This window comes from Streptomyces radicis, assembly GCF_003626575.1.
GTDB lineage: Bacteria > Actinomycetota > Actinomycetes > Streptomycetales > Streptomycetaceae > Streptomyces > Streptomyces radicis.
Genome location: NZ_RBDY01000014.1, coordinates 16,955 through 39,166, shown reverse-complemented (window position 1 = coordinate 39,166; position 22,212 = coordinate 16,955). Strand labels below are relative to the sequence as shown.

At 71.8% G+C, this 22,212-nt stretch carries 22 protein-coding genes; 9 read left to right on the top strand and 13 right to left on the bottom strand.

What is annotated here, in order from left to right; genetic code table 11:
* Both D7318_RS18995 and D7318_RS18990 read right to left on the bottom strand, forming a co-directional pair.
* Positions 1-954, bottom strand: coding sequence for an amino acid ABC transporter permease (locus D7318_RS18995; protein WP_183091546.1), 954 nt, complete (start codon positions 952-954; stop codon positions 1-3).
* A gap of 6 nt (positions 955-960) precedes the next feature.
* Entirely contained in the window at positions 961-1,911 is a 951-nt protein-coding gene (locus tag D7318_RS18990) for an ABC transporter substrate-binding protein (RefSeq protein WP_120698309.1), read from the bottom strand.
* A 506-nt stretch (positions 1,912-2,417) separates the two neighbouring features.
* Between D7318_RS18990 and D7318_RS18985 the strand changes: the two genes are divergently transcribed.
* The gene (locus D7318_RS18985) at positions 2,418-3,614 is read left to right on the top strand and encodes an NAD(P)-dependent malic enzyme (protein ID WP_329604618.1); all 1,197 of its coding nucleotides are present in this window, start codon (positions 2,418-2,420) and stop codon (positions 3,612-3,614) included.
* 92 nt (positions 3,615-3,706) lie between these two features.
* Here D7318_RS18985 and D7318_RS18980 read toward each other — a convergent pair whose 3' ends face one another.
* Positions 3,707-4,465: a class I SAM-dependent methyltransferase gene (locus D7318_RS18980; protein WP_120698308.1), complete on the bottom strand. Its 759-nt coding sequence runs from the start codon at positions 4,463-4,465 to the stop codon at positions 3,707-3,709.
* A 113-nt stretch (positions 4,466-4,578) separates the two neighbouring features.
* Between D7318_RS18980 and D7318_RS18975 the strand changes: the two genes are divergently transcribed.
* Positions 4,579-5,199, top strand: a complete 621-nt coding sequence (locus D7318_RS18975; protein ID WP_120698307.1) for a CGNR zinc finger domain-containing protein — start codon at positions 4,579-4,581, stop codon at positions 5,197-5,199.
* On the opposite strand, the gene sodX is transcribed toward D7318_RS18975, so the two are convergent.
* The gene (sodX, locus tag D7318_RS18970) at positions 5,112-5,513 is read right to left on the bottom strand and encodes a nickel-type superoxide dismutase maturation protease (RefSeq protein ID WP_120698306.1); all 402 of its coding nucleotides are present in this window, start codon (positions 5,511-5,513) and stop codon (positions 5,112-5,114) included. The genes D7318_RS18975 and sodX overlap by 88 nt on opposite strands.
* A 172-nt stretch (positions 5,514-5,685) precedes the next feature.
* Between sodX and sodN the strand changes: the two genes are divergently transcribed.
* Positions 5,686-6,081 carry a superoxide dismutase, Ni gene (gene sodN / locus D7318_RS18965; RefSeq protein WP_120698305.1) on the top strand — a complete coding sequence of 132 codons (396 nt, stop codon included), beginning with the start codon at positions 5,686-5,688 and terminating at the stop codon, positions 6,079-6,081.
* Positions 6,082-6,179: 98 nt separating this feature from the next.
* On the opposite strand, the gene D7318_RS18960 is transcribed toward sodN, so the two are convergent.
* Positions 6,180-8,480 carry a HelD family protein gene (locus D7318_RS18960; RefSeq protein WP_120698304.1) on the bottom strand — a complete coding sequence of 767 codons (2,301 nt, stop codon included), beginning with the start codon at positions 8,478-8,480 and terminating at the stop codon, positions 6,180-6,182.
* A 124-nt stretch (positions 8,481-8,604) separates the two neighbouring features.
* Between D7318_RS18960 and D7318_RS18955 the strand changes: the two genes are divergently transcribed.
* The 3 genes from D7318_RS18955 (at position 8,605) to D7318_RS18945 (ending at position 10,663) form a co-directional block, all read left to right on the top strand.
* Positions 8,605-9,057, top strand: coding sequence for an NUDIX domain-containing protein (locus tag D7318_RS18955; RefSeq protein WP_230423879.1), 453 nt, complete (start codon positions 8,605-8,607; stop codon positions 9,055-9,057).
* Between the two features lie 290 nt (positions 9,058-9,347).
* Positions 9,348-9,761, top strand: coding sequence for an ATP-binding protein (locus D7318_RS18950; protein WP_120698400.1), 414 nt, complete (start codon positions 9,348-9,350; stop codon positions 9,759-9,761).
* Entirely contained in the window at positions 9,650-10,663 is a 1,014-nt protein-coding gene (locus D7318_RS18945; RefSeq protein WP_120698399.1) for an RNA polymerase sigma factor SigF, read from the top strand. Before D7318_RS18950 ends, D7318_RS18945 begins: the two co-directional genes overlap by 112 nt.
* Positions 10,664-10,735: 72 nt before the next feature.
* On the opposite strand, the gene D7318_RS18940 is transcribed toward D7318_RS18945, so the two are convergent.
* Positions 10,736-11,179 carry a hypothetical protein gene (locus tag D7318_RS18940; RefSeq protein WP_120698398.1) on the bottom strand — a complete coding sequence of 148 codons (444 nt, stop codon included), beginning with the start codon at positions 11,177-11,179 and terminating at the stop codon, positions 10,736-10,738.
* Between the two features lie 63 nt (positions 11,180-11,242).
* Between D7318_RS18940 and D7318_RS18935 the strand changes: the two genes are divergently transcribed.
* Positions 11,243-12,211 (top strand): diacylglycerol/lipid kinase family protein, encoded by a 969-nt coding sequence (locus D7318_RS18935; protein WP_120698302.1) that lies wholly within the window; start codon positions 11,243-11,245, stop codon positions 12,209-12,211.
* 328 nt (positions 12,212-12,539) lie between these two features.
* Positions 12,540-12,797, top strand: coding sequence for a WhiB family transcriptional regulator (locus tag D7318_RS18930; RefSeq protein WP_062206726.1), 258 nt, complete (start codon positions 12,540-12,542; stop codon positions 12,795-12,797).
* Positions 12,798-13,009: 212 nt separating this feature from the next.
* Here the strand turns inward: D7318_RS18930 and D7318_RS18925 are convergent, their stop codons facing one another.
* Complete coding sequence (locus D7318_RS18925; protein WP_120698301.1) at positions 13,010-14,500, bottom strand: sensor histidine kinase; 1,491 nt, start codon at positions 14,498-14,500, stop codon at positions 13,010-13,012.
* A gap of 290 nt (positions 14,501-14,790) precedes the next feature.
* Positions 14,791-15,393: a TetR/AcrR family transcriptional regulator gene (locus D7318_RS18920; RefSeq protein WP_120698300.1), complete on the bottom strand. Its 603-nt coding sequence runs from the start codon at positions 15,391-15,393 to the stop codon at positions 14,791-14,793.
* A gap of 80 nt (positions 15,394-15,473) precedes the next feature.
* Between D7318_RS18920 and D7318_RS18915 the strand changes: the two genes are divergently transcribed.
* Positions 15,474-16,232 carry an SDR family oxidoreductase gene (locus tag D7318_RS18915; RefSeq protein WP_120698299.1) on the top strand — a complete coding sequence of 253 codons (759 nt, stop codon included), beginning with the start codon at positions 15,474-15,476 and terminating at the stop codon, positions 16,230-16,232.
* A gap of 37 nt (positions 16,233-16,269) precedes the next feature.
* On the opposite strand, the gene D7318_RS18910 is transcribed toward D7318_RS18915, so the two are convergent.
* From D7318_RS18910 to D7318_RS18890, 5 genes are all read right to left on the bottom strand, one after another.
* Positions 16,270-17,331 (bottom strand): SIS domain-containing protein, encoded by a 1,062-nt coding sequence (locus D7318_RS18910; RefSeq protein WP_120698298.1) that lies wholly within the window; start codon positions 17,329-17,331, stop codon positions 16,270-16,272.
* Positions 17,332-17,366: 35 nt separating this feature from the next.
* Positions 17,367-18,917, bottom strand: coding sequence for a glycoside hydrolase family 3 protein (locus D7318_RS18905; protein ID WP_120698297.1), 1,551 nt, complete (start codon positions 18,915-18,917; stop codon positions 17,367-17,369).
* An 8-nt stretch (positions 18,918-18,925) separates the two neighbouring features.
* A complete protein-coding gene (locus tag D7318_RS18900) occupies positions 18,926-19,747 on the bottom strand; it encodes a carbohydrate ABC transporter permease (protein ID WP_183091547.1) in 822 nt (273 codons plus the stop codon).
* Complete coding sequence (locus tag D7318_RS18895; protein WP_120698296.1) at positions 19,744-20,718, bottom strand: carbohydrate ABC transporter permease; 975 nt, start codon at positions 20,716-20,718, stop codon at positions 19,744-19,746. Before D7318_RS18895 ends, D7318_RS18900 begins: the two co-directional genes overlap by 4 nt.
* Positions 20,719-20,784: 66 nt before the next feature.
* On the bottom strand, positions 20,785-22,047 hold the full coding sequence (locus tag D7318_RS18890; protein WP_120698295.1) for an extracellular solute-binding protein: 1,263 nt from the start codon (positions 22,045-22,047) through the stop codon (positions 20,785-20,787).
* Positions 22,048-22,212: the final 165 nt, after the last annotated feature.

Below are 22,212 nucleotides of genomic sequence, written 5' to 3'. Positions count from 1 at the left end.
TCATATCCGCTCGCCTCCCACCTGGCTCCTGGTCCTGAAGCTGGTGAGCTGGGCCCGTATCCGCTGGAGCGGGGTGGGCGGCAGCCCCCGTCCCGAACCCTTCGAGTAGTGCCGTTCCAGGTAGTACTGGCCGATGCTGAAGACCGTGGTCAGGATGAGATACCAGACCGTCGCGACGATCAGCATCTCCATCACCGCGAGGTTGCGGGAGCTGACGTTGGTACTCGCGAGAAACAGCTCCTCATGGCTGATCGCGGAGACCAGCGACGAGGTCTTGAGCATGTTGATGAACTCGTTGCCCGTCGGCGGGATGATCACGCGCATCGCCTGCGGCAGCACGATCCGGCGCGTGGTCTTGGCACTGTTCATGCCGAGCGCGTGCGCGGCCTCCGTCTGGCCCGGGTCGACGGACAGGATCCCGGCGCGGCCGATCTCCGCCATGTAGGCGGCCTCGTTGAGGCCGAGGCCGAGCAGCGCGGCCACGAAGGACGTGATGACCTGGTTCATCTCGTCCTTGTAGAAGCCCACGTTGAGGACCTCGAAGATGAGCGACAGGTTGAACCACAGATAGAGCTGCACCAGCACCGGGGTGCCGCGGAAGAACCAGATGTAGCCCCACGCGACGCTGGAGAGCACCGGGTTGGACGAAAGGCGCATCACCGCGAGGAGCATGCCGAGCACCACGCCGATCAGCATGGAGAGCAGCGTGATCCACAGCGTCTCCCACGCGCCGCGCAGCACGGTGTCGTACGTGAGGTGGTCGCCGACCACCTCCCAGCGGATGTCGGCGCCCGCGAACGCCTGGACGAGCAGCCCGAGCAGGACCAGCACGCCGACGGCGCTGACCCAGCGGCCGTAGTGCCGCACCGGGACCGCCTTGATGGCCTCGGGCGGCACCGCGTCACGCGGCGCGGGAACGGGCGCCGACGTGGGAGTCTTCTCCGGATCGGGCACGTCGCGTCACTCGCCCGCGTTGACGGTCGCCTCTTCGATGGCCCCGGCCTCGGCGTTCCACTCGGCCAGGATCTCGCCGTAGGTGCCGTTGTCGATGATCTCCTGGAGCGCGGCCTGGAGCGCGTCGCGCAGCTCCGTCTCCTCCTTGGGGACCGCGATGCCGTAGGGCGCGGCGTCGATCTGGTCGCCCGTGACCTCGAACAGCTCGCCGCCGCCCGCGGTCAGCTCGTTGTAGAGCGCCACCGGGTAGTCGGTGATGACGGCCTGGGCGCGGCCGTTCTGGAGGTTGGTGATCGACTCGGAGTCGACGTCGCTGATGAGCGGGTCGATCTCCTCGTCGCAGGACGCCTGCTGCTCCTCGATGAGGGTCTCGTTGGCCGTGCCGCGCTGGGCGGCGACCGTGAGGCCGCACAGGTCGTCGACGGACTGGATGCCCTCGGGGTTGCCCGCCTCGACGAGGATGGCGGAGCCCGCCTGGAAGTAGTTCACGAAGTCGGCGCCGCCGCCCTCGGCGTCCGCGCTCGCGCCCTCCTGGCGCTCGCGGGTGTCGGTCATCGCGGACATGATGATGTCGTAGCGACCGTTGTTCATGCCGAGCACGAGGCCGTCGAACGTGCCGTTCTCGAAGGTGAACTCGACGCCGAGGACCTCGCCGAGCGCCGCGGCTATGTCCGGGTCGACGCCCGCTATCTCGTCGTTCTCGTCGATGAACTCGATGGGGGCGTACGCGATGTCGGAGCCGACGACGACCTCCCCCGCGTCCCTGATGTCCTGCGGCAGCAGGTCGGCCGCGGCCCCCGTGGACCCGTTCTCCTCGGCGGACGACTCGGGCGCCGCGCTCTCGTCCCCGTTGTCCGCGTCGTCGGTCTGGTCGCCGCACGCGCTCAGCAGCAGGGCGCCCACGGCGAACGCGCCGACCGCGGCGAGGCGGGAGCGGCGGGTGGTGCTGGCGATCATGGGGTGAGCCTCCTGGGGTGGCGGAAGATCGGGGAGTGAGAATCGAGGCACGCGTCTTCGGGTGTCACGAGTGGGTGCAATTTTCGATGGAGGGCATCCTGCCACCCGAACCCACACCTCCGGTGACCCAATACGTCAAGATCGGATAACGGACACCCGTCACCGGTGACCGGGAGTGAACATCTCCCCGGATCTAAAGGCCCTCTTGGGCAACGGTGAGAGATGCCTCACGCTCCCTGGCCCCGCGGTGGGCTGGGTAGTCCTTCCTCGTCGCGTTCCGGCCCTCGCCCGGGCGCGCGCGTTCACGATCCGGTTACCGAACGCGCGCGCCCCCGGAACGCGCGATCAGGTAGAACGATCCCAGAACACCCCTCACCCGGGGACAAGGGCGCGTGTGCGACGCGTCCGGCGTCCACCGCCCACCCGCGCGGACGTGGTGCCCACACGCCTCCGACCGGGGGGCGTCCCATTCCTCAACCCGAGATTGCGACAAAGGGGTTCAATCAGTGGCATCGGAGATCGTCAATCCGAGTAACGACCTGGCGGACGCGGGGCCCGATCCCGCGTTCGCCCTGCACCGGGGCGGCAAGATGGCCGTCCAGGCCACCGTGCCCGTGCGGAACCGCGACGACCTGTCCCTCGCCTACACGCCGGGCGTCGCGCGCGTGTGCAGCGCGATCGCCGAGCAGCCCGAGCTGGTGCACGAGTACACCTGGAAGTCCCAGGTGGTCGCCGTGGTCACGGACGGCAGCGCCGTCCTGGGCCTCGGGGACATCGGTCCCGAGGCGTCCCTGCCCGTGATGGAGGGCAAGGCGATCCTGTTCAAGCAGTTCGGCGGCGTCGACGCGGTGCCGATCGCGCTGGACTGCCGGGACGCCGACGAGATCGTGGAGACGGTGGCGCGGCTCGCGCCCTCCTTCGGCGGCGTGAACCTGGAGGACATCTCCGCGCCGCGCTGCTTCGAGATCGAGCGCAAGCTCCAGGAGCGCCTCGACATCCCGGTGTTCCACGACGACCAGCACGGCACCGCGGTGGTCACGCTGGCCGCGCTGCGCAACGCCGCACTGCTCGGCGGCCGTTCGCTCGCGGATCTGCGGGTGACCATCTCGGGCGCCGGCGCGGCCGGGGTCGCCATCGCCAAGATCCTGCTGGGCGCGGGCGTCGGCGACGTCGTCGTGTGCGACCGCCGGGGGATCGTCTCCGACGACCGGACCGATCTGACCGACGTCAAGCGGGAGTTGGCCTCGCTCACCAACCGCGAGGGGCTCAGCGGCTCGCTGGCCGACGCGCTGGACGGCGCCGACGTGTTCGTGGGCGTCAGCGGCGGAACGGTGCCCGAGGCCGCCGTCGCGAAGATGGCGCCAGGCGCGTTCATCTTCGCCATGGCCAACCCCGACCCGGAGATCCACCCCGAGGTCGCGGCCCGCTACGCGTCGGTCGTGGCCACCGGGCGCAGCGACTACCCGAACCAGATCAACAACGTGCTGGCGTTCCCCGGCATCTTCGCGGGCGCGCTGGCCGTGCGGGCCTCGCGGATCACGGAGGGCATGAAGCTGGCGGCGGCCGAGGCGCTCGCGGCCGTGGTCGCGGACGAGCTGTCGCCGTCGACGGTGATCCCGTCGCCGTTCGACGAGCGCGTGGCGCCCGCGGTGGCCAAGGCCGTCTCGGCGGCGGCCCGTTCGGAGGGCGTGGCCCGCGCCTGACGCGGCGCGCGAACGGCCCGCGTTCCACCCCTCGCGCCCCCAGCGCCCGGAGCGGAAGCGCGGGCCGTTCGCGCACGCCCACGCCCGGTGGCTCAGCGCAGCGCCAGGATCACCGCGTCCGTCAGCGACACCCACGCCGCGCGCGCCTCGGCGAAGCCCGCGGCGCGCAGCGTCTCGGCGTGCCAGCCCACCGGGTGGACCTCGCCCTCGCTGTGGTCGCCCGCGGTGGGGTCGCCGATGAGGCGGAACCGCTCGCGCGCCAGCTCCCCGAGCTCGGGCGAGTCGGCCACCGAACGCCACCACTCGGCCCAGTCCGCCACGCCCCCGGCCCGCTCCCGCTCCTGCCGCGCCTTGGTGAACGCCCGCTCCGCCGCCGTGATGAGCGGGGTGGAGTCATCCGGCATGTGGTCGGCGTTGAGCAGGATGCCGCCGGGGCGCACCAGGCCCGCGAGCTGCCCGTAGAGCGTCACCAGGGCGCGCCCGTCGAGCCAGTGCAGCGCGGTCGAGGTGAGCACGGCGTCGTAAGGGACGTGCGGCAGCGCGTCCGCCCAGTCGGGCTCTGTCAGGTCGGCCGAGACGAACGAGACCCGTTCATCGCCGTCGAACGTGCCACGCGCGATCGCGAGCAGCGCCGGGTCGAGGTCGACGCCCGTGGAGCGCGCCTCGGGGAAGCGGCGCAGCAGCCGCCGCGTGATGCTGCCCGTACCGCATGCCAGGTCGAGCACGCGCGGCTTGTCCCCCACGAACGCCTCGACGGCGTCGAGCATGACCCGGAAACGGTCCTCCCGGTCCGGCATGTACCACTCCTGCTGCCGGTCCCAACTCTCCTGCCACCCCTGCCAGTCCGTCATTCCCGCTCCTCCCTCGAGCAGCACCGGGGCATGACCCCCGGTAAGAGACACCCTCCGAGCGCACCCCTTACTAGTACGCTGCTGACCATAGCCCGCTCCGGTAAGGAACACAATTGGAACTCACCTATTACTCCGACTTCGCCGTGCGCCTGGTGAACACCGAGGAGCCGCTGCGTGGCACCGACAGCCTCACCTCGGTGGACGCCGTGCGCGGCCTGTTCGGTGAGGCGCGGCACGCGGCGCGGCGGGCCGGGGAGGCCGATGTGACCCGGCTGCGCGGGGTCAGGTCGCGGCTGCGCGCGGTCTTCACCGCGGCCGCCGACGGCGACGAGGTGGCGGCCGTCGACCTGCTCAACGCCCTGCTGCTCGAGTACCCCGCGAGCCCGCAGATCTCGGGGCACGATTACCTCGACGAGGCGGGCCGCCCGCGCTGGCACCTGCACCTGGCCGAGCACCCGTCGAGCGCGACCGCGGGGTACGCCGCGATCGCGTGCATGGGCCTGGCGTTCCAGCTGACCGACCTGGGCGTGGACCGGCTCGGCGTCTGCGAGGCCGCGCCCTGCCGTAACGCCTACATCGACACCTCGACCAACCGCTCCAAGCGCTACTGCTCCGACCGCTGCGCCACGCGCGCCAACGTCGCCGCCTACCGCGCCCGCAAGCGCCGCGAGCGCGCGCCGAGCGGCCGGACCGACGACGCGAGCCGCCGCAGCGCGGAGACCTCCGAGCCCTGAGGCCCCCCGCCCGGCCTCGGCGCGCGCGGCGACCGCAGCCGCAACAGCGCCCGCGCCCGCACCAGGTCGTCGGGCACCGCGCCGAACTCACGGCTGTCGTTCGTCACCTCGGGGTTGTCCCCCACCACCCACCAGCCGCCGCCGCGCCGTTCCACCGCGCGCTTGACGATCAGCAGGTCGTGCTGGAACGGATGGCACAGCACCACGACGTCCCCGGGGCGCACACGCGCCCCATAGCTCAGCAGCAGCCGGTCCCCCGGTCGCAACGTGGGCAGCATCGAGGGGTTGTAGACCTCGGCCAGCCCCAGCCTCATCGCTCTCCTCACGGTTCACCCGCGCGTTCACGGCCATCGTCCGCCACCGGACCCAGTCAAGCATTGGACTTTTGGCCTAGCCCCGCCGCGTGCCCCGGGTCCGCCGAGAAAACGCGCCCTGCACGGAGTAATGTCGCCCGGGAGAAGACGATCACGAGGAAGGACGGCTCTCATGCTCTCCCGCCTGTTTGCCCCCACGGTCAGGGTCAGCGCGCACTGCGATCTGCCCTGCGGCGTCTACGACCCCGCCCAGGCCCGGATCGAAGCCGAGTCGGTGAAGGCCATCCAGGAGAAGTACCAGGCCAACGACGACCCGGCCTACCGCACGCGCGCCATCGTCATCAAGGAGGAGCGGGCCGAGCTGGCGAAGCACCATGTCTCGGTGCTGTGGAGCGACTACTTCAAGCCCCCGCACTTCGAGAAGTACCCCGAGCTGCACCAGCTGGTGAACGACACCCTCAAGGCGCTCAGCGCCGCCAAGGGCTCCACCGACCCGGAGACCGGCCAGAAGGCCCTTGATCACATCGCCCAGATCGACAAGATCTTCTGGGAGACCAAGAAGGGCTGAGCCCCGGCGTCACCCCTTCGGACCACCGACCGCACCCGGCCACCGGGTGCGGTCGTTCGTTGTGCCCCGGCGCGGCCGCCGTCTGCGCGCGCCCCCGTTCACACCTCCCTGGGCACCAGGCCCGTGCCGTTCAACGCCTCGGGCAGCGCGCCCGTGTGCAGCACGCCGAGGCGCCGGGTGGGCCGGGTCAGGCACACATAGAGGTCGTTGAGGCCGCGCGGCGAGCCCGCCACGATCCCCGCGGGGTCGGCCACCACCACAGCGTCGAACTCAAGTCCCTTGGCCCGCCGGGGATCCAGCACCTCGACGCCGTCGGGCGCCCAGCGGGAGACGGCCGCGGCGAGCGGCTCGGGCGCCAGCACCGCGACCGTGCCGCCCGGCACCAGGGCGCGCTCCTCCCCCGCCAGCCGGGCCGCGGCCCGGGCCAACTCCCCGGGCGCCACGGCCGCGTGCCAGGGCGCGACGGAGGAGGCGCGCACGGCGCGGGGCGCGCGCCTTCCGGGGTCGATGTGCCGCAGCACGCCGTCGGCGACGGCGGCGATCTCGGCGGGCAGGCGGTAGTTGACGGTCAGCTCGGCCGTGACCCAGCGGCTCCCGACGTGCGGGGCGAGGACGCGTTCCCACGAGGCGGCGCCCCCGCGTTCACCCGTTTGGGCGATATCGCCCACGACCGTCATCGACCGGGCGGGGCAGCGGCGCATCAACACCCGCCAGGCCATGGGCGAAAGCTCCTGCGCCTCGTCCACCACGACATGGCCGAACGCCCACGTGCGGTCGGCCGCGGCCCGCTCCACGGCGGTGCGGTGGTCCACCGCCGCGTGCCGCTCGGCCAGCCGCTCGGCGTCCACGAGGTCGAACACGCCGAGCGTCTCCGCCTCCTCGTCCTCCGCGTCGACGTCCGACGTGCGCGAGCCGTACGCGATGTCGAGCGCCTCCTGCGCCAGGGCCAGCGCCTCGGCCCGCTCGGCCGCGGCCGCCTCCTCGGCGCCGCGCCGCGCGTCCTCGTCCACGCCGAGCAGCTCGGCGGCCTCGTCGAGGAGCGGGATGTCGGCGGCGGACCAGCCCCTGTGACCGCCGGGCCGCAGCAGCAGGGCCCGCTCCTCCTCGGTCAACCCGGGGGCGGCGGCGGCCAGTCGTCCGGGCGATGACCACAGGTCGGCGAGCAGCCGCTGCGGGGTGAGGGCGGGCCAGAGCTCATCGAGCGCGGCCAGCACGGCGGGCTCGGCGGCCAGCTCGTCGCGGATGGTGGCCAGGTCCAGGTCCGTCAACAGGCTGCCGCCGTCGAGGACATCCGCGCCGAACCGCGCCGCCGCGCGCCCCGCGAGCCCGTCGAGCGCCCGCGCGCGGAAGACGGAACGCGCCTGGTTGTGCGGGAGCCCGGCCTCCCTGGCCAGCGCGCGGGCGCGGGCCATGACGTCGGGATCGAGCGTGATCGACTCGCCGTCGTGCGCGACCGGCCACGGCTCAGCGGGCACCCGCTGCCGCTCGCGCACCGCCGCGGCGATCACCTCGGCCATCGCGAGCCGCCCCTTGACCTCGGCGGTCCCCGGCGGCTCGGCCACGTCGGCGGTGACGCCTGGGTAGAGCTGGTCGACGGTGGCGAGCAGCACGCCGGTCTCGCCGAGCGAGGGCAGCACCTCGCCGATGTAGCGCAGGAACGTGGGGTTGGGCCCCACGACCAGCACCGCGCTGCGCGCGAGCCGTTCGCGCCGGGTGTAGAGGAGGTAGGCGGCGCGGTGCAGCGCGACGGCGGTCTTGCCGGTGCCGGGTCCGCCCTGCACCACCAGGATCCCGCGGTGCCCTGCGCGGATGACGGCGTCCTGCTCGGCCTGGACGGTCGCCACGATGTCGTTCATGCGGCCTGTCCTCGCCTCGGTGACGGCCGCGAGGAGGGCCGCGTCGCCGAACGGCTCGGCCGCGCCGTCGAAGTCCTCGTCGAGCACCCCGGTCACGCGCCGCCCGCTCGTCCTGATGTGGCGGCGGCGCCTGACCCCCTCGGGCTCCCTCGCGGTGGCCACGTAGAACGGGCGGGCGGCGGGGGCGCGCCAGTCGATGAGCAGCGGCTCGAAATCCCCCGCGCCGTCGAGCATTCCGATGCGGCCGATCCAACGCGCGCTTTCCGCACCGGAATCGGGGCCGGAATCAGGACCGGAATCGGGACCGGGGGCGAGCATGTCGAGACGGCCGAAGCACAGGCCGTTCTCCACGGAATCGAGAAGGGCCGCGCGGCGGGAGAGCTCGGCGGCCGTCACATCCCTTTCCATCAGGCCCTGATGACCGAGCCCCGTGGTCGCGAGCACGGCGTCGAGCCTGGTCCTGGCCTGGGCGCGCAGCTCGTCCAGGCGGTCGTAGAGCCGTGTCACATGGGTCTGTTCGGGAAATGTGCCGCCGGTTGACACACAACTCCTCGGGGTCTAGAATATAAATTGCGGGAAAAGCTTGGCAGTTGAGGCCGAGCCATTCCAAAGGACCCACCCTAGCGAGGAATTCAGCTCGCCGCACGCGATGCGGCGGGATTTTTTTATGGAATCGATGACACAGCTGGTCGCCGCCGTCCTGGTGCACGACCTGGACACCGACCGCGTCGTTCTCCTGCGCCGCGCGCCCGGCGCCTCCTTCGGCCGTGGCCTGTGGGACCTGCCGGTGGGCAAGTGCGCCCCGGGCGAGCCGATCACCGCCACCGCCGCGCGCGAGTTGAAGGAGGAGACGGGCCTGCTGGTCGACCCGGCCGACCTCGGGCTCGTCCATGTGCTGCACGGGGCGGCGGGCGTCTCGGCGGACCACGGCTTCCTCACGGTCGTCTTCCGCGCGCACCGCTGGCGCGGCACCCTGCGCAACGCCGAGCCCCACAAGCACTCGGAGGCGCGCTGGTTCGCGAAGGACGCGCTGCCCGACGACCTGGTGTTCGGCGACGAGCGCGTCATCCACCGGTGCCTCACGGGCGAGGTGGGCCTCACCCTGCGCGGCTGGCCCTGATCAGCGGCGGCCCCGATCCGCGGCGGCGCGCGAGGGCAGTACGATCGGCGATCATGGCGTGGCCCCCTCGGCAACGCCACGAAGAAATCCAGGAATTGACGCTTTCTCGCGGCCACAGTACGCACCGGATGCATTACGATGAGTAATACCGTCGAGTGCGTCGCCCCGGCTCATCGGATCCCGGGCCAGGCGACAGCGTGCCGTGGATCGCGGTAGCGTCGCAGGGCGACCAGGACACCTCGGCGGTGCCCGGGAGCGCTCAATCGGTGTGAGTCTCTGTGGAGGTGAGGGTGTCCCCCATCCCAGGTGAGCCCGGATCGCAGGACTTCGTGGAAGTCCGGCTGCCGGCCGCGGGTGCCTATCTTTCCGTGCTGCGTACGGCCACGGCCGGACTCGCCGCCCGGCTGGACTTCACCCTCGACGAGATCGAGGATCTGCGCATCGCGGTCGACGAGGCGTGCGCGATCCTGCTCCAGCAGGCTCCCGAGGGGAGCGTGCTCGAGTGCGTCTTCACGCTGGTCGGCGACGCCCTGCGGGTCACGGTCTCGGCGCCCACCACGGAGGGCCACGCGCCCGAGCGGGACACCTTCGCCTGGACCGTGCTCACCGCGCTCGCGGGCGAGGTCGAGTCGGCCGTCGGAGAGGACAAGACGGTCAGCATCAGCCTGCACAAGAAGCGCGGCGCCGCCCCCGGAGCGCCGTGACCGGCGCACAGGGGCCGCCACCGGACGAGGGGGCCGAGGTGAACGAGGTGGAACAGGCGGCGACAGCCAGCCGCGAGCCGTCGGGGACGGCCATTCCCGGACAGCCCGAGGTGCTGAAGCCCGTGACACGGCGCGTGGGATCGGGCCCGCACGACCGGGGCGCGGCACGCGATCTCTTCGTCGAGCTGCGGACGTTGCCCGACGGCTCGCCCGAGCGCGCCGAGCTGCGCAACAGCCTGGTGAGGATGCACCTGCCGCTGGTGGAGCACCTGGCCCGCCGCTTCAGGAACCGCGGCGAGCCGCTCGACGACCTCACCCAGGTCGCCACGATCGGGCTGATCAAGTCGGTGGACCGCTTCGACCCCGAGCGCGGCGTCGAGTTCTCCACCTATGCCACGCCGACCGTGGTCGGCGAGATCAAGCGGCACTTCAGGGACAAGGGCTGGGCGGTGCGCGTGCCGCGCCGCCTCCAGGAGCTGCGGCTCTCGCTGAGCCAGGCCACCGCCGAGCTGTCCCAGCAGCACGGCCGCGCCCCGACCGTCTCCGAGCTGGCCCAGCGGCTGAGCATCTCCGAGGAGGACGTGCTCGAGGGCCTCGAGTCGGCGAACGCGTACAGCACGCTCTCCCTCGACGTCCCCGACACGGACGACGAGTCGCCCGCCGTCGCGGACACGCTCGGCGCCGAGGACGACGCGCTCGAGGGCGTCGAGTACCGCGAGTCGCTCAAGCCGCTGCTCGAGGAGCTGCCGCCGCGGGAGAAGAAGATCCTGCTGCTCCGCTTCTTCGGGAACATGACCCAGTCCCAGATCGCGCAGGAGGTCGGCATCTCCCAGATGCATGTCTCCCGGCTGCTGGCCCGCACGCTGGCGCAGCTGCGCGAGAAGCTGCTCGTCGAGGAGTGACACCCCGCGCCCGACCGGGAGTTGGGCGCGCGAGAGTGGGGCGCATGCCGGTCGGACGCACGGCGGGCGCGCTCAGGCCGTAGGACCCGTGGGGCGTGGACCCGCGCCAAGCGCCCTGGTCGCGGTCGGGTTGACCAGGCATCCAAGGGCGGCCACCGCGGAGACGGCGAGCCCCGCCCCTGCCACCGGCCACAGCCCGCCGCTGCCCACCAGCGTGAACGCGATCGGCAGCGCGAACAACTGCACCACCACGCCGGGCGCGCGGCTCCAGCGACGCAGCCGCCACAGCCCATGCCCGGCCGCCAACGGCAGCGCGGCCAGCACCAGTACGGTCACCGCCCCGGTCAGCGCCTGCGTCCTGTCCCCCGGGTCGCCGGCCACCGCGAGCAGCAGCATCACGCCGCCGAACGCCGCCGCCACGGCCCCCTGAACGCCGCACAGCACCGCCGCCACGGTCACCGCGCGCGGGCGCTCGTCGACGGGGGCCCCTGGCTCCTCGGTGGTGTTCTCACTCACGTGGCCAGGGTAGCGGGCCTCCACCGCCGCGTCCGGCGCCCCGGCCTGGGTACCCTGCCTCTCATGCGCGCACTTCTCGTGGTCAATCCCGTCGCCACCACCACAAGCGCGCGGACCCGTGAGGTGCTGACGCACGCGCTCGCGAGCGACCTCAAGCTCGAGGTCGCCGCGACCGAGGCCCGCGGGCACGCGCGGGAGCTGGCCAGGGAGGCGGCCGAGCGGGGCAGCGTGGACCTGGTGATCGCGCTCGGCGGCGACGGCACGGTCAACGAGGTGGTCAACGGGCTGCTCGCCGAAGGCCCCGACACGGGTGACCTCCCGCGCCTCGCGGTGGTGCCCGGCGGCTCGACCAATGTGTTCGCCCGCGCCCTCGGGCTGCCCAACGACGCGGTGGAGGCCACGGGCGCGCTGCTCGACGCGCTGCACGCGGGCTCCGAGCGGGCGGTGGGCCTCGGCCTGGCCGCGGGGACGCCGGGGACGCCGGACGCGGTGGTGCCGCGGCGGTGGTTCACGTTCTGCGCGGGGCTCGGCTTCGACGCCGGGGTGGTGGGCCGCGTGGAGTCCGAGCGCGAGCGCGGCAAGCGGTCCACCCACGCGCTCTACGTACGCCAGGCGCTGCGGCAGTTCGTGGGCGACCCCCGGCGCACGAACGGCGCCATCTCCCTGCTGCGGCCCGGGCATTCGCCGATCGAGGGGCTCGCGCTCTCGATGGTGTGCAACACCGCGCCCTGGACGTTCCTCGGGAGCCGCCCGATGTACGCGGCGCCAAGGGCGTCGTTCGACACCGCGCTCGACCTGGTCGGGATCACGCGCCTGTCCTCCGCCGCGATGCCCCGTTACGCCACTCAACTGCTGCGTTCCTCCCCGGAACGCGGACTCCGTGGCAAGGGTGTGGTGACCCTGCACGATGTGTCGGACTTCACCTTGCAATCGCAGGTGCCACTGCCGTTTCAGCTTGATGGTGACCACCTCGGACTGCGTACGAGCGTGACCTTCACAGGCGTTCGGCGTGCACTGCGTGTGATTGTGTGAGCGGAACCCCGGAAAGTCCTTGTAGTCGAACGTTTAGCGCAGGCTCCACCCGACGGAAGTAGGGCTGTGAGCAAGGCGACACCAAGGATTCAAAAAAAACTTTCCGGAAGGGGTTGTATCCGCAGCCGAGGTTTGCGAGTCTCTTCATGGCGATCGGGACGGCTGAGACCTCGGCCCCCTTGAGAGCCCGAATCCTCCATCTTTCCCCTGCGGGCTCGCAGTACGGACCCTCCCCGCTCCGGCGGGGGAGGTGTTCCAGGCTCGACCTGTCGGAGGATTCGTGAAAGCGTTCACATTCACAAGCAATCGTGCAGGAGATGGAGCAGACATGGACTGGCGTCACAGCGCCGTTTGCCGCGAGGAGGACCCCGAGCTCTTCTTCCCCATCGGCAACACCGGTCCTGCGCTGCTGCAGATCGAGGAAGCCAAGGCCGTCTGCCGCCGCTGCCCCGTCATGGAGCAGTGCTTGCAGTGGGCTCTCGAGTCCGGTCAGGACTCCGGCGTCTGGGGCGGGATGAGCGAGGACGAGCGCCGTGCCATGAAGCGCCGCGCCGCCCGCAACCGCGCGCGGAAGGCCACTGCCTGACCCCCTCAGGGAGCGCCCCCGCCCGCCCGTAAGACGCCGCCCCCGCTGCCCCCGAGCCGCAGCAACGCGCAGCACCCACGGTGCCACCGCGAAAGCGTCGAGCCCCGGTCCCGCGATCATGTCATCGCGGGCCCGGGGCTCTTGCGTGTCCGCTGCTTCAGGGGGCCGCTGCTTCAGCTGCTTCAGGGGTCCGCTGGGGCGCGTTGACCGGCTCAGCGCTGCTGCCCGTGCCGGGCCAGCGGGACGTCGAGCACCACGCGGGTGCCGCCCTCCTCCCTTGTGACCATGTCGAAACGGCCCCCCAACTCGCCCTCCACGAGCGTGCGCACGATCTGGAGACCCAGGCTGCCGTCGACGTGCGGGTCGAAGTCGGGCGGCAGGCCGCGCCCGTCGTCCTGCACGGTGACCAGCAGGCGGTCATCGGGCCTGGCGCTCCCGGCGCGGTCGGCGCCCACCTCGATGGAGCCGCGCTCGCCGGTGGGGAAGGCGTGCTCCAGGGCGTTCTGGAGGATCTCGGTGAGCACCATGGAGAGCGGGGTGGCGGTCTCGGCGTCCAGGATGCCGAACTTGCCGACGCGGCGCCCGGTGACCCGGCCGTCAGGGGAGAGCTCGGTGACCATGGCGATGACGCGGTCGGCGATCTCGTCGAACTCGACGCGCTCGTCCAGGTTCTGGGAGAGGGTCTCGTGGACGATGGCGATCGAGCCGACGCGGCGCACCGCCTCGTCCAGCGCGGCCCGCGCGCTGCTGTCGCCTGCCGCGCCGATGCGGCGGGACTGGAGGCGCAACAGGGCGGCGACGGTCTGGAGGTTGTTCTTCACCCGGTGGTGGATCTCCCGGATGGTGGCGTCCTTCGTCATCAACTCCCGCTCCCTGCGCCGCAGCTCGGTCACGTCGCGGAGCAGCATGAGCGAACCGATGCGTCGGCCCTTGGGCTTGAGCGGGATCGCGCGCAACTGGATGACGCAGTCGGTGCCCTCGATCTCGGCCTCCCGTGGCGCCCAGCCGCTGGCCAGCTTGACCAGCGACTCGTCCACCGGGCCCCTGGTCGGGGCGAGCTCGGCCGTGAGGGGGCCGAGCGGCAGGCCCACCAGGTCGGCGGCCAGGCCCAACCGGTGATACGCGGACAGGGCGTTGGGGCTGGCGTACTGCACGACGCCGTCGGCGTCCAGGCGGATGAAGCCGTCGCCGACGCGCGGCGCGCGGTCCATGCCGACCTGCTGCCCGGGGAAGGGGAACGCGCCCCCCGCGATCATCTGTGCCAGGTCGGAGGCGCTCTGGAGATAGGTCAGCTCGAGGCGGCTCGGGGTGCGCACGGTCAGGAGGTTGGTGTTGCGGGCGATGACGCCGAGGACGCGGCCCTCGCGGCGGACCGGGATGGACTCGACGCGCACGGGCACCTCCTCGCGCCACTCGGGGTCGCCCTCGCGGACGATGCGGCCCTCGTCGAGGGCGACGTCGAGGAGGGGGCGGCGGCCGCGCGGGACGAGGTGGCCGACCATGTCGTCCTGGTATGACGTGGGGCCGGTGTTGGGCCGCATCTGGGCGACCGAGACATAGCGCGTGCCGTCGCTGGTGGGCAGCCAGAGGACGAGGTCGGCGAACGACAGATCGGAGAGCAGCTGCCACTCGGAGACGAGCAGGTGCAGCCACTCGAGGTCGCGTTCCCCGAGGCTGGTGTGCTGGCGCACGAGATCGTTCATGGAGGGCACACGTGCGAGCTTACCGGCGCGCTCCGACAGGGCCTCGGGCCCGTTCCCGGGACGCTTGCGCATGGACAGGCGGCGGGGGCCGGGGTCAGAATGGGTGGCCCGCAGACTTCTGCCCGCCCGGAGACGGGCGGGTGGAGCGCGGCCGACGGCGCTCTCTGCCCTGACGGCGCCGGTGGCCCGCAGTGCTCCGGGCTGCGGTGCCGAGAGGGTTGAGGGTCCCTCCCCGGCGCCGCGGCCCGTGGGTAGCGCCCGCGGTGGCGGCGGGCTTCAGGCGGCGGGCGTCAAGCGGCGGGCCAGGCCCGCATCGCCGTCTCGGCCACCCCCTCGAGCTCCTCCCGGCTCGCGCCGTCGCGCGACTGCTGGCTCATGCCCTGGATGACGGCCCCGAAGAAGCGCGCGAGCGCGGCGACATCGGTGTCGGCCGGCAGCGTGCCCGCGGCGACGTCGGCGCGGATGCGGCCCTCGATCGCCCTGAGGTTCCCGGCGCGGCGGGCGCGCAGGCCCTCGGCCACGTCGGCGGCGGACTCATGGCAGCTCGCCGCGCCTGAGATGATCAGGCAGCCGTGCGGCTGGCCCGGCGCCGTGTACTCGACGGCGGCCTCGCGCAGCACGCGGCCCAGGGCGGCCTCGGCGGTGGGCTCCTCGGCGAGCGCGCGGCCGATGAAGCCGCCGTACCGCGTGAGGTACGCCTCGACGACCTCTTCGAAGAGGGTCTTCTTGTCGCCGAACGCGGCGTAGAGGCTGGGCGCCCCGATGCCCATGACCCGGGTGAGGTCGGCGACGGACGTGGCGTCGTACCCGCGCTCCCAGAAGGCCAGAAGGGCCTGCTCGAGCGCGGTCTCGCGGTCGAAGGAACGAGGTCTCCCACGGGGTTTCGTCGACATGCCCCTATTTTATAGCGGCCGCTCCAGAAGGTGTGCTACGGTGTTTCTGTAGCGATCACTAGGGAAAGGTGGGGGCGGGCATGAGCGCGCTCACGGGCAAGACGGCGCTGGTCACCGGCGGCGGCAGGGGGCTCGGCCGGGCGATCGCCGAGCGGCTTGGCCGCGACGGCGCACGGGTCGGGGTGCACTACGGGCATGACGAGCCCGCGGCCAAGGAGACGGTGGCCGCCATCGAGGCGGCCGGGGGCAGCGCGTTCGCGCTGCGGGCGCCGCTTGGCGCGGAGGGGGACGCCGAGGCGCTGTGGGCGGCCTTCGACGCGGAGGCCGAGGGAGTGGACATCCTCGTGCTGAACGCCGGGGTCACAGGCCCTCGTTCGGGCGTCGACGCCACCTCGCGTGAGGACTTCGACGCGATCTTCGCGGTGAACGTCAGGGCGCCCTTCTTCATCGTCCAGCACGGCCTGAGCAGGCTGCGGGACGGCGGGCGCGTCATCACCGTCTCGACGGGGCTTACCCACCGGGCCGGGGCCATGGCCGACGTCCTGCCGTACACGATGTCCAAGGGCGCCCTTGACCAGCTCACCACCGGCCTGGCCAAGCGGCTGGGCCCGCGCGGCATCACGGTGAACGCCGTGGCGCCCGGCGTCGTCGACACCGACATGAACGCCTCGTGGCTGCGCGGCAGCGAGGAGGCCAGGAAGGCCACGGCCGCCTCCTCGCCCCTGGGGAGGCTGGGGCAGCCCGCGGACATCGCCGATGTGGCGGCGTTCCTCGCCTCGGACGACAGCCGGTGGGTCACCGGGGACTGGATAGACGCCACCGGGGGCGTCCTGCTGTGAGGCCGACCCCCGGTGGGCCGCGCCCGGCGGTGGCCGGTCAGCGCGTCTCGGTGACCTTGGCCAGCGCGCGGGGGGCGTCCGGGTCCTGGCCCCTGGCGAGGGTGACCTCGTAGGCGAGCAGCTGGAGCGGGATGATCTCCAGGATCGGCTGAAGCTCCTCCGGCACGCCGTCGGTGGGCAGGACGAAGCCGGCGGAGGCCGCGTCGACCTGCGCCTTCGGGCCGAAGACCACGAGGTCGGCGCCGCGGTCGCGCAGTCGGTCGAGCACCGGCTGGAGGGCCTTGCCGCCGCGCCCGTCGGTGACGATCGCGATCACCGGTGACACGTTGTCGACCATCGCGAGCGGGCCGTGCAGCAGGTCCGCGCCCGAGTAGGAGAGGGCGGGGATGTAGCTGGTCTCCATCAGCTTGAGCGCGGCCTCCTTGGCCGTGGGATAGCCGTAGCCGCGGGAGGTGAGGACCATGCGCTCGGCGAAGCGGTACCGGGCCGCCAGCTGACGGATCTCCTCGTGGCGGGCCAGGATCCCCTCGGCCAGCTCGGGGAGCCGGTGGGCCGCGCCGGCCCCGTCGCCGCCGCGCAGGCCCTCCACGAAGAGGTACAGCGCGAGGAGTTCGGCGGTGTAGGTCTTGGTGGCGGGCAGCGCCTTCTCGGGACCCGCGAGCACGTCGATGTGGAACTCACTGGCCAGCGCCAGCGGCGACTCGGGGTTGTTGGTCACGGCGAGCGTGGTCGCCCCGGCCTCGCGGGCGGTGGTGGTGGAGGCCACCAGGTCGGGCGAGCCGCCCGACTGGCTGACGGCGATGACCAGGCAGTCCGTCAGATCGGGCTTGGCCTCGTAGGCGGTGGTGGTGGACATGGAGGTGAGGCCGCACGGCTTGCCCAGCTGGATCTCGAGCAGGTACTTGGCGTACAGCGCGGCGTTGTCCGAGGTGCCGCGGCCCGTCAGCAGGACGAAGCGGGGCTGCCTGGCGGCGATCCGCTCGGCGACGGCGCGGATCGGCGCCGCGCCCTCGGCCAGGAGGCGGCGCAGCACCGCGGGCTGCTCCGCCATCTCTCCTGACATCACATGGCCGGGCCGCACGGAGGACGTGGCGGACATCGAGGGGTCCCTCCCTGGGGTGTCGCGTGGCTCGGTCAGTCGGTGGGGGCGGCGCCGGCGATGACCTCGGCGGCGGCCAGGCCGCAGACACGGGCGGCGCCATGGGTCGCGATGTGCCGGGCGCCCGAGGGCGGGGCGTGCGGGACGCCCATCTCCACCACGACGGTGGTGGGTCGGGCGGCGAGCAGCGCGTCCAGGGTCGCGGCCATCCAGGGGTGGCGGTGGACGTCGCGGACCACGGCGACCACCGGGCGGTCCCCGGCGGCGGCGAGCACCTCGGCGGCCAGGCCATCGGGGCCCGCGCGGTCCGCGTCGGCGCGGGTGTGGCTGCCGCCCTCGGTGCCGGGCAGCAGCCGTTCGAGCTCGGCGGCCACGCCCCAGGGGGTCTGGGTGCCCACGGCGATGTTGGCGACGGGAGGGAAGGAGGCGACATAGGCGGGAGAGCGCAGCGGCCGGGGCGCGGTGGCGCCGGGCGGGGTGCTGACCACCAGGGCGCGGCGGGCGGCCGCGAGGCCGATCTCCCCGTCGGCCGGGGAGGCCGCGCCGGGGTCGGCGGACTCGGCGGTCCAGCGGGCCAGGGCCCTGATGCGCTCGGCGGCGTCGTGCAGGCGCTCCTCGGGGAGCTCGCCGGAGTGGACGGCGTTCACGAGGGCGTCGCGCAGCCGGAGGACCTCGTCCTCGTCGGACGGGGTGCCGCCGATGCAGAGGGCGTCGGCGCCCGCGGCGATGGCCAGGACGCAGCCGTGGTCGAGGCCGTAGGTGTCGGCGACGGCGCGCATCTCGATGGCGTCGGTGAAGATCAGGCCCTCGTAGCCGAGGCCGCCCTCGGCGGCGGGGGCGCGCAGCAGCCCCGAGAGGACGGCGGGGCTCAGGGTGCCGGGGCGCTCGCCGTCGAGCGCGGGAAGGAGGATGTGCGCGCTCATCACGCAGCGGGTGCCCGCCGCTATCGCCGCCTTGAACGGCACGAGTTCGCGCTTGTGGAGGGTCGCGAGGTCGATGTCGATGCGGGGCAGGGCGTGGTGGGAGTCCACGTTGGTGTTGCCGTGCCCGGGGAAGTGCTTGACGCAGGCGGCGACGCCCGCGCTCTGGAGGCCCTCGACATAGGCGACGGTGTGGCGGGCGACCAGCGCGGGGTCGTCGCCGAAGGAGCGGACGCCGATGACGGGGTTGTCGGGGTCGGTGTTGATGTCGGCGGAGGGCGCCCAGTTGAGGTTGATGCCGCAGGCGGCCAGGCGGCGGCCGAGCGCGGCGGCGACCTCGTGGGTCAGCTCGGGGTCGTCGACGCTGCCCAGGGCGTGGTTCCCGGGGAAGGAGGAGCCGCCGTGCACCTCGAGGCGGGTGACGTCGCCGCCCTCCTCGTCGATGGCGATGAGCACATCGGGCTTGGCGGCGCGCAGCCGCCCGGTGAGCACGGCCAGCTGCTCGGGCGAGACGACGTTGCGGCCGAAGAGGCCGACGCCGGTCATGCCGTTCTCCAGCTGGCGCGGCAGCCACGCGGGGAGGGAGGTCGTTCCGTCGAAGGTCGGCTGGAGGACGGCGAGGGCGTCCCTGGTCACGGTGTCCGAGTCGCGTACGGCGGTCGTCATGCGGAGCGCTATCCCTTCACGGCACCCGCGGCGAGGCCGCCGGTGACCCGACGCTGGAGGAGGACGAAGACGATCAGCACGGGGACGGTGAACATGGTGGAGGCCGCCATGGTGGCCCCCCAGTCGTTGCCGAAGTTCGTCTGGAACTGAGTGAGCCACAGGGGAAGGGTGGCCGCCTCGGGGTCCTTGTTGAGCACGAGGACCATGGCGTACTCGTTCCAGGCGGCGATGAAGCCGAAGAGGGAGGTGGCCATCAGGCCCGGGGCGAGCAGCGGGAAGATGACGCGGAAGAACGCCTGGGCGCGGTTGCAGCCGTCGATCATGGCGGACTCCTCGAGCTCCTTGGGCACCGCCGCGATGAAGCCGCGCAGGGTCCAGATGCTGAAGGGCAGGGCCATGACGAAGTAGATGAGCGTCAGGGTGAGCAGGCTGTTGAGCATCTCCAGGTCGCGGGCGTTGAGGTACACCACGATGATCAGGATTTCCCAGGGCGCCATCTGGGCCATCATCACGGCGAGCACCATGCCGCGCCGCCCACGGAACTGCATGCGGGCGATGGCGTAGCTCGCGGCGAGCGCGACCAGGAGGGCGAGCAGGACGGCGCCGATGGTGACGATGAAGCTGTTGCCGACATACGTCCAGAACAGCTCGACGGCGGTGGCCGTCTCGTAGTGGTCGAACGTCGGGGTGAACAGGAAGACCGGGTCGTCGGTGAGCACATCGGTGCTGCTCTTGAAGGACGTCGAGAACATCCAGTACACGGGGAAAAGGAACAGCGCCGACAGGATGACCGCCGTGCCGTTGAGCCAGAGCTTCCGGGCGTTCCTCACAGTTGCTCCCTCTCCTGCTTGAAGATCAGCCGGAAGTAGAACGACATGGCGACCAGGAGGATCACGAGGGTCAGCACGGAGATGGCGGCGGCGCTTCCGTACTGGCTCTGGCTCATGCCCTCGACATAGGCCATGACCGGCAGCGTCTCGGACTCGCGGTTGGGCCCGCCGGCGTTCAGCGCGTAGATCTGAGCGAACGCCTTGAAGACCCAGATGATCTCGAGGAAGGTCGTGATCATGAAGAACGGCCTCATGATGGGCGCGAGGATGGACCAGAAGAGGCGCCAGTTGGAGGCGCCGTCCATGCGCGCGGCCTCGAAGATCTCACCGCTGATGGTGGTCAGGCCCGCGTAGAGGTTGAGGGCCACGAAGGGCACCGAGGCCCAGACGATCAGGATCGTCACAATGGCCAGCGTGGACGCGCCGCTGCTGAACCAGTTGTGCTCCTCGTAGGAGGAGAAGCCGATGCTGCTCAGCGCCCAGTTGACGACGCCGAGCTGCTGGTCGAACAGCCAGCGGAAGACGGTGGTCGAGACGGTGACCGGCATGGCCCACGCCGCGACGAGGCTGATCGCCAGGACCAGCCGCATCTTCTTGCCCAGGGCGTGGAGCAGGAGGCCGATCAGGGTGCCGAGCCCCATGATCAGCACGACGTTGGCCGCCATGAAGAAGAACGTACGGACGACCGCGTCCCAGAACCGCTCGTCCTCCAGGATGGTCCGGTAGTTGTCGAGCCCGGCCCACTCGGTGGTTCTGGAGATCAGCTGACGTCGGCCGAACTCCTGGAACGAGATGATCAGGTTCTGGACGAGGGCCCAGCCGAGCACGGCGACCAGGGCGGCGATCGACGGCAGGATCAGCAGGTACGGCACCCAGCCGGTGGGGAGCCGGCGGCCGGTCCGCCGCTTGGGCGGGCCCTTGGACGTGGCACCGGATACGTCGGGCGGTGCGTCCTCGATGTGCACGGTCATGCGTGTCGTCCCTCACAGGCGGAGAAGGGGTGCCGCCGGTGGCCGGCGGCACCCCGATCGCGCGGGCTATTCGCGGTTGAGGCGGGTGGTCATCTCTGTATCGGCCTCTTCGGCCACCGAGCTGAAGTCCTCGCCGTTCAGGACCTTGGTCATCAGGTCCTTGATCGGGTTGGGCTCCACCTCGACGTTGGCCCACCCGGGGGTGAGCGGCGGGAGGAAGCCGACGTCCGCGGAGGCGACCATGGCCTCGGCGAAGGTGCCGGCGGCCGGCTCGGCGGTCACGTCCGAGCGGTTGGGCACGACGGTGCCGTCCATCGCGTCGTTGAACCTCTGCGACCACTCCTGCGACGTGGCCATCTCGAGCCAGGCACGGGCCAGCTCCTGGTCGCCGGCACGCTCGGCGACCGCGAGGTTGGAGCCGCCGAGGAAGACGTGGCCGAGCTCGTCGGCGGTCTTGCCTGGCACGGGGAAGAAGCCCCAGTCGGCCTCGCCACCGGCCTCCTCGATGGCGGTCGTGGCGTTGACGACCTCCCACGGCAGGCCGACCCAGCTCGCCACGTCGCCGTTCGGCACGACGTCCGTGGACTGCTGCGGCTCGCCCTCGTCGATGTCGGTCGGGGCGTCGGAGAACTCCTGGAGCTCGCCGTAGAAGCCCAGGCCCGCCTCCACCTCGGGGGAGTTGAGGGTGCCCTCCCACTCGTCGCCGTTCTGCGCGGCGAAGGCGCCGCCCTCGTCCGCGACGAAGCCGCCCATGACGTAATAGGTCTGGCCCGGCAGGTAGATGGGCTCGGCCTCGGTGTTCTCGTCGATCAGCTCGAGGGCCTCGATCCACTCGTCCCGCGTGGTCGGGACCTCGGCCCCGGCCTCCGCCCAGATGCTCTGGTCGTAGACGACGACTCGGTTCGCGCCGTACCACGGGATCGAGTAGAACGTGTCGTCGACCACGGCGGACTCGAGCATGCTCTCGGTCCAGGGCTCCTCGGAGAGCTCGCTGAGGTCGGCGAGGCCACCGGTGTTGGCGTAGCCGACGGCCTGGGTGTTCCCCAGCTCCAGGACATCGACCGTGCCGTCCTCGGACAGGGCCGTGGTCAGGCGGTCCTGGATGCCCTCCCACTGCTGGATCTCGACGTTGACCTCGACGCCGTGCTCTTCCTCGAAAGCCGCGTTGAGCTCCTCGACCCAGGGATCCGGTGCCGAGCCACTCATCAACCAAACGGTGATGGAGTCGGCGCTGCCGCCGCCCCCGTCGCTGCTGTCGTCGGAGCCACAGGCGGCCATCGTGGCCGTCAGGGCCGCCGCGCCGACGGCAGCGATCAGCTTGCGCTTCACGTCACCCTCCTCCAAAAGGGCCGGACCCCATCACGATGTGGCCCGGTAACGGCCGTTACGTTAGTGGTGTATGTAAGAGGTGTAGACCAGTTGCACGGGAGCCTGGACTAGACCAAGGCGGGTGTCAAGGGCCCACGAGCTGCGGGCCCGGTCCGTTACAGGACC

What these genes read in the sequence shown, in the direction of transcription:
- D7318_RS18990 (WP_120698309.1), bottom strand. Translation starts at nt 1,911, where the DNA reads ATGATCGCCAGCACCACCCGCCGCTCCCGCCTCGCCGCGGTCGGCGCG.
- D7318_RS18980 (WP_120698308.1), bottom strand. Translation starts at nt 4,465, where the DNA reads ATGACGGACTGGCAGGGGTGGCAGGAGAGTTGGGACCGGCAGCAGGAG.
- sodX (WP_120698306.1), bottom strand. Translation starts at nt 5,513, where the DNA reads ATGAGGCTGGGGCTGGCCGAGGTCTACAACCCCTCGATGCTGCCCACG.
- sodN (WP_120698305.1), top strand. Translation starts at nt 5,686, where the DNA reads ATGCTCTCCCGCCTGTTTGCCCCCACGGTCAGGGTCAGCGCGCACTGC.
- D7318_RS18955 (WP_230423879.1), top strand. Translation starts at nt 8,605, where the DNA reads ATGGAATCGATGACACAGCTGGTCGCCGCCGTCCTGGTGCACGACCTG.
- D7318_RS18935 (WP_120698302.1), top strand. Translation starts at nt 11,243, where the DNA reads ATGCGCGCACTTCTCGTGGTCAATCCCGTCGCCACCACCACAAGCGCG.
- D7318_RS18930 (WP_062206726.1), top strand. Translation starts at nt 12,540, where the DNA reads ATGGACTGGCGTCACAGCGCCGTTTGCCGCGAGGAGGACCCCGAGCTC.
- D7318_RS18925 (WP_120698301.1), bottom strand. Translation starts at nt 14,500, where the DNA reads ATGAACGATCTCGTGCGCCAGCACACCAGCCTCGGGGAACGCGACCTC.
- D7318_RS18920 (WP_120698300.1), bottom strand. Translation starts at nt 15,393, where the DNA reads ATGTCGACGAAACCCCGTGGGAGACCTCGTTCCTTCGACCGCGAGACC.
- D7318_RS18915 (WP_120698299.1), top strand. Translation starts at nt 15,474, where the DNA reads ATGAGCGCGCTCACGGGCAAGACGGCGCTGGTCACCGGCGGCGGCAGG.
- D7318_RS18910 (WP_120698298.1), bottom strand. Translation starts at nt 17,331, where the DNA reads ATGTCCGCCACGTCCTCCGTGCGGCCCGGCCATGTGATGTCAGGAGAG.
- D7318_RS18905 (WP_120698297.1), bottom strand. Translation starts at nt 18,917, where the DNA reads ATGACGACCGCCGTACGCGACTCGGACACCGTGACCAGGGACGCCCTC.
- D7318_RS18895 (WP_120698296.1), bottom strand. Translation starts at nt 20,718, where the DNA reads ATGACCGTGCACATCGAGGACGCACCGCCCGACGTATCCGGTGCCACG.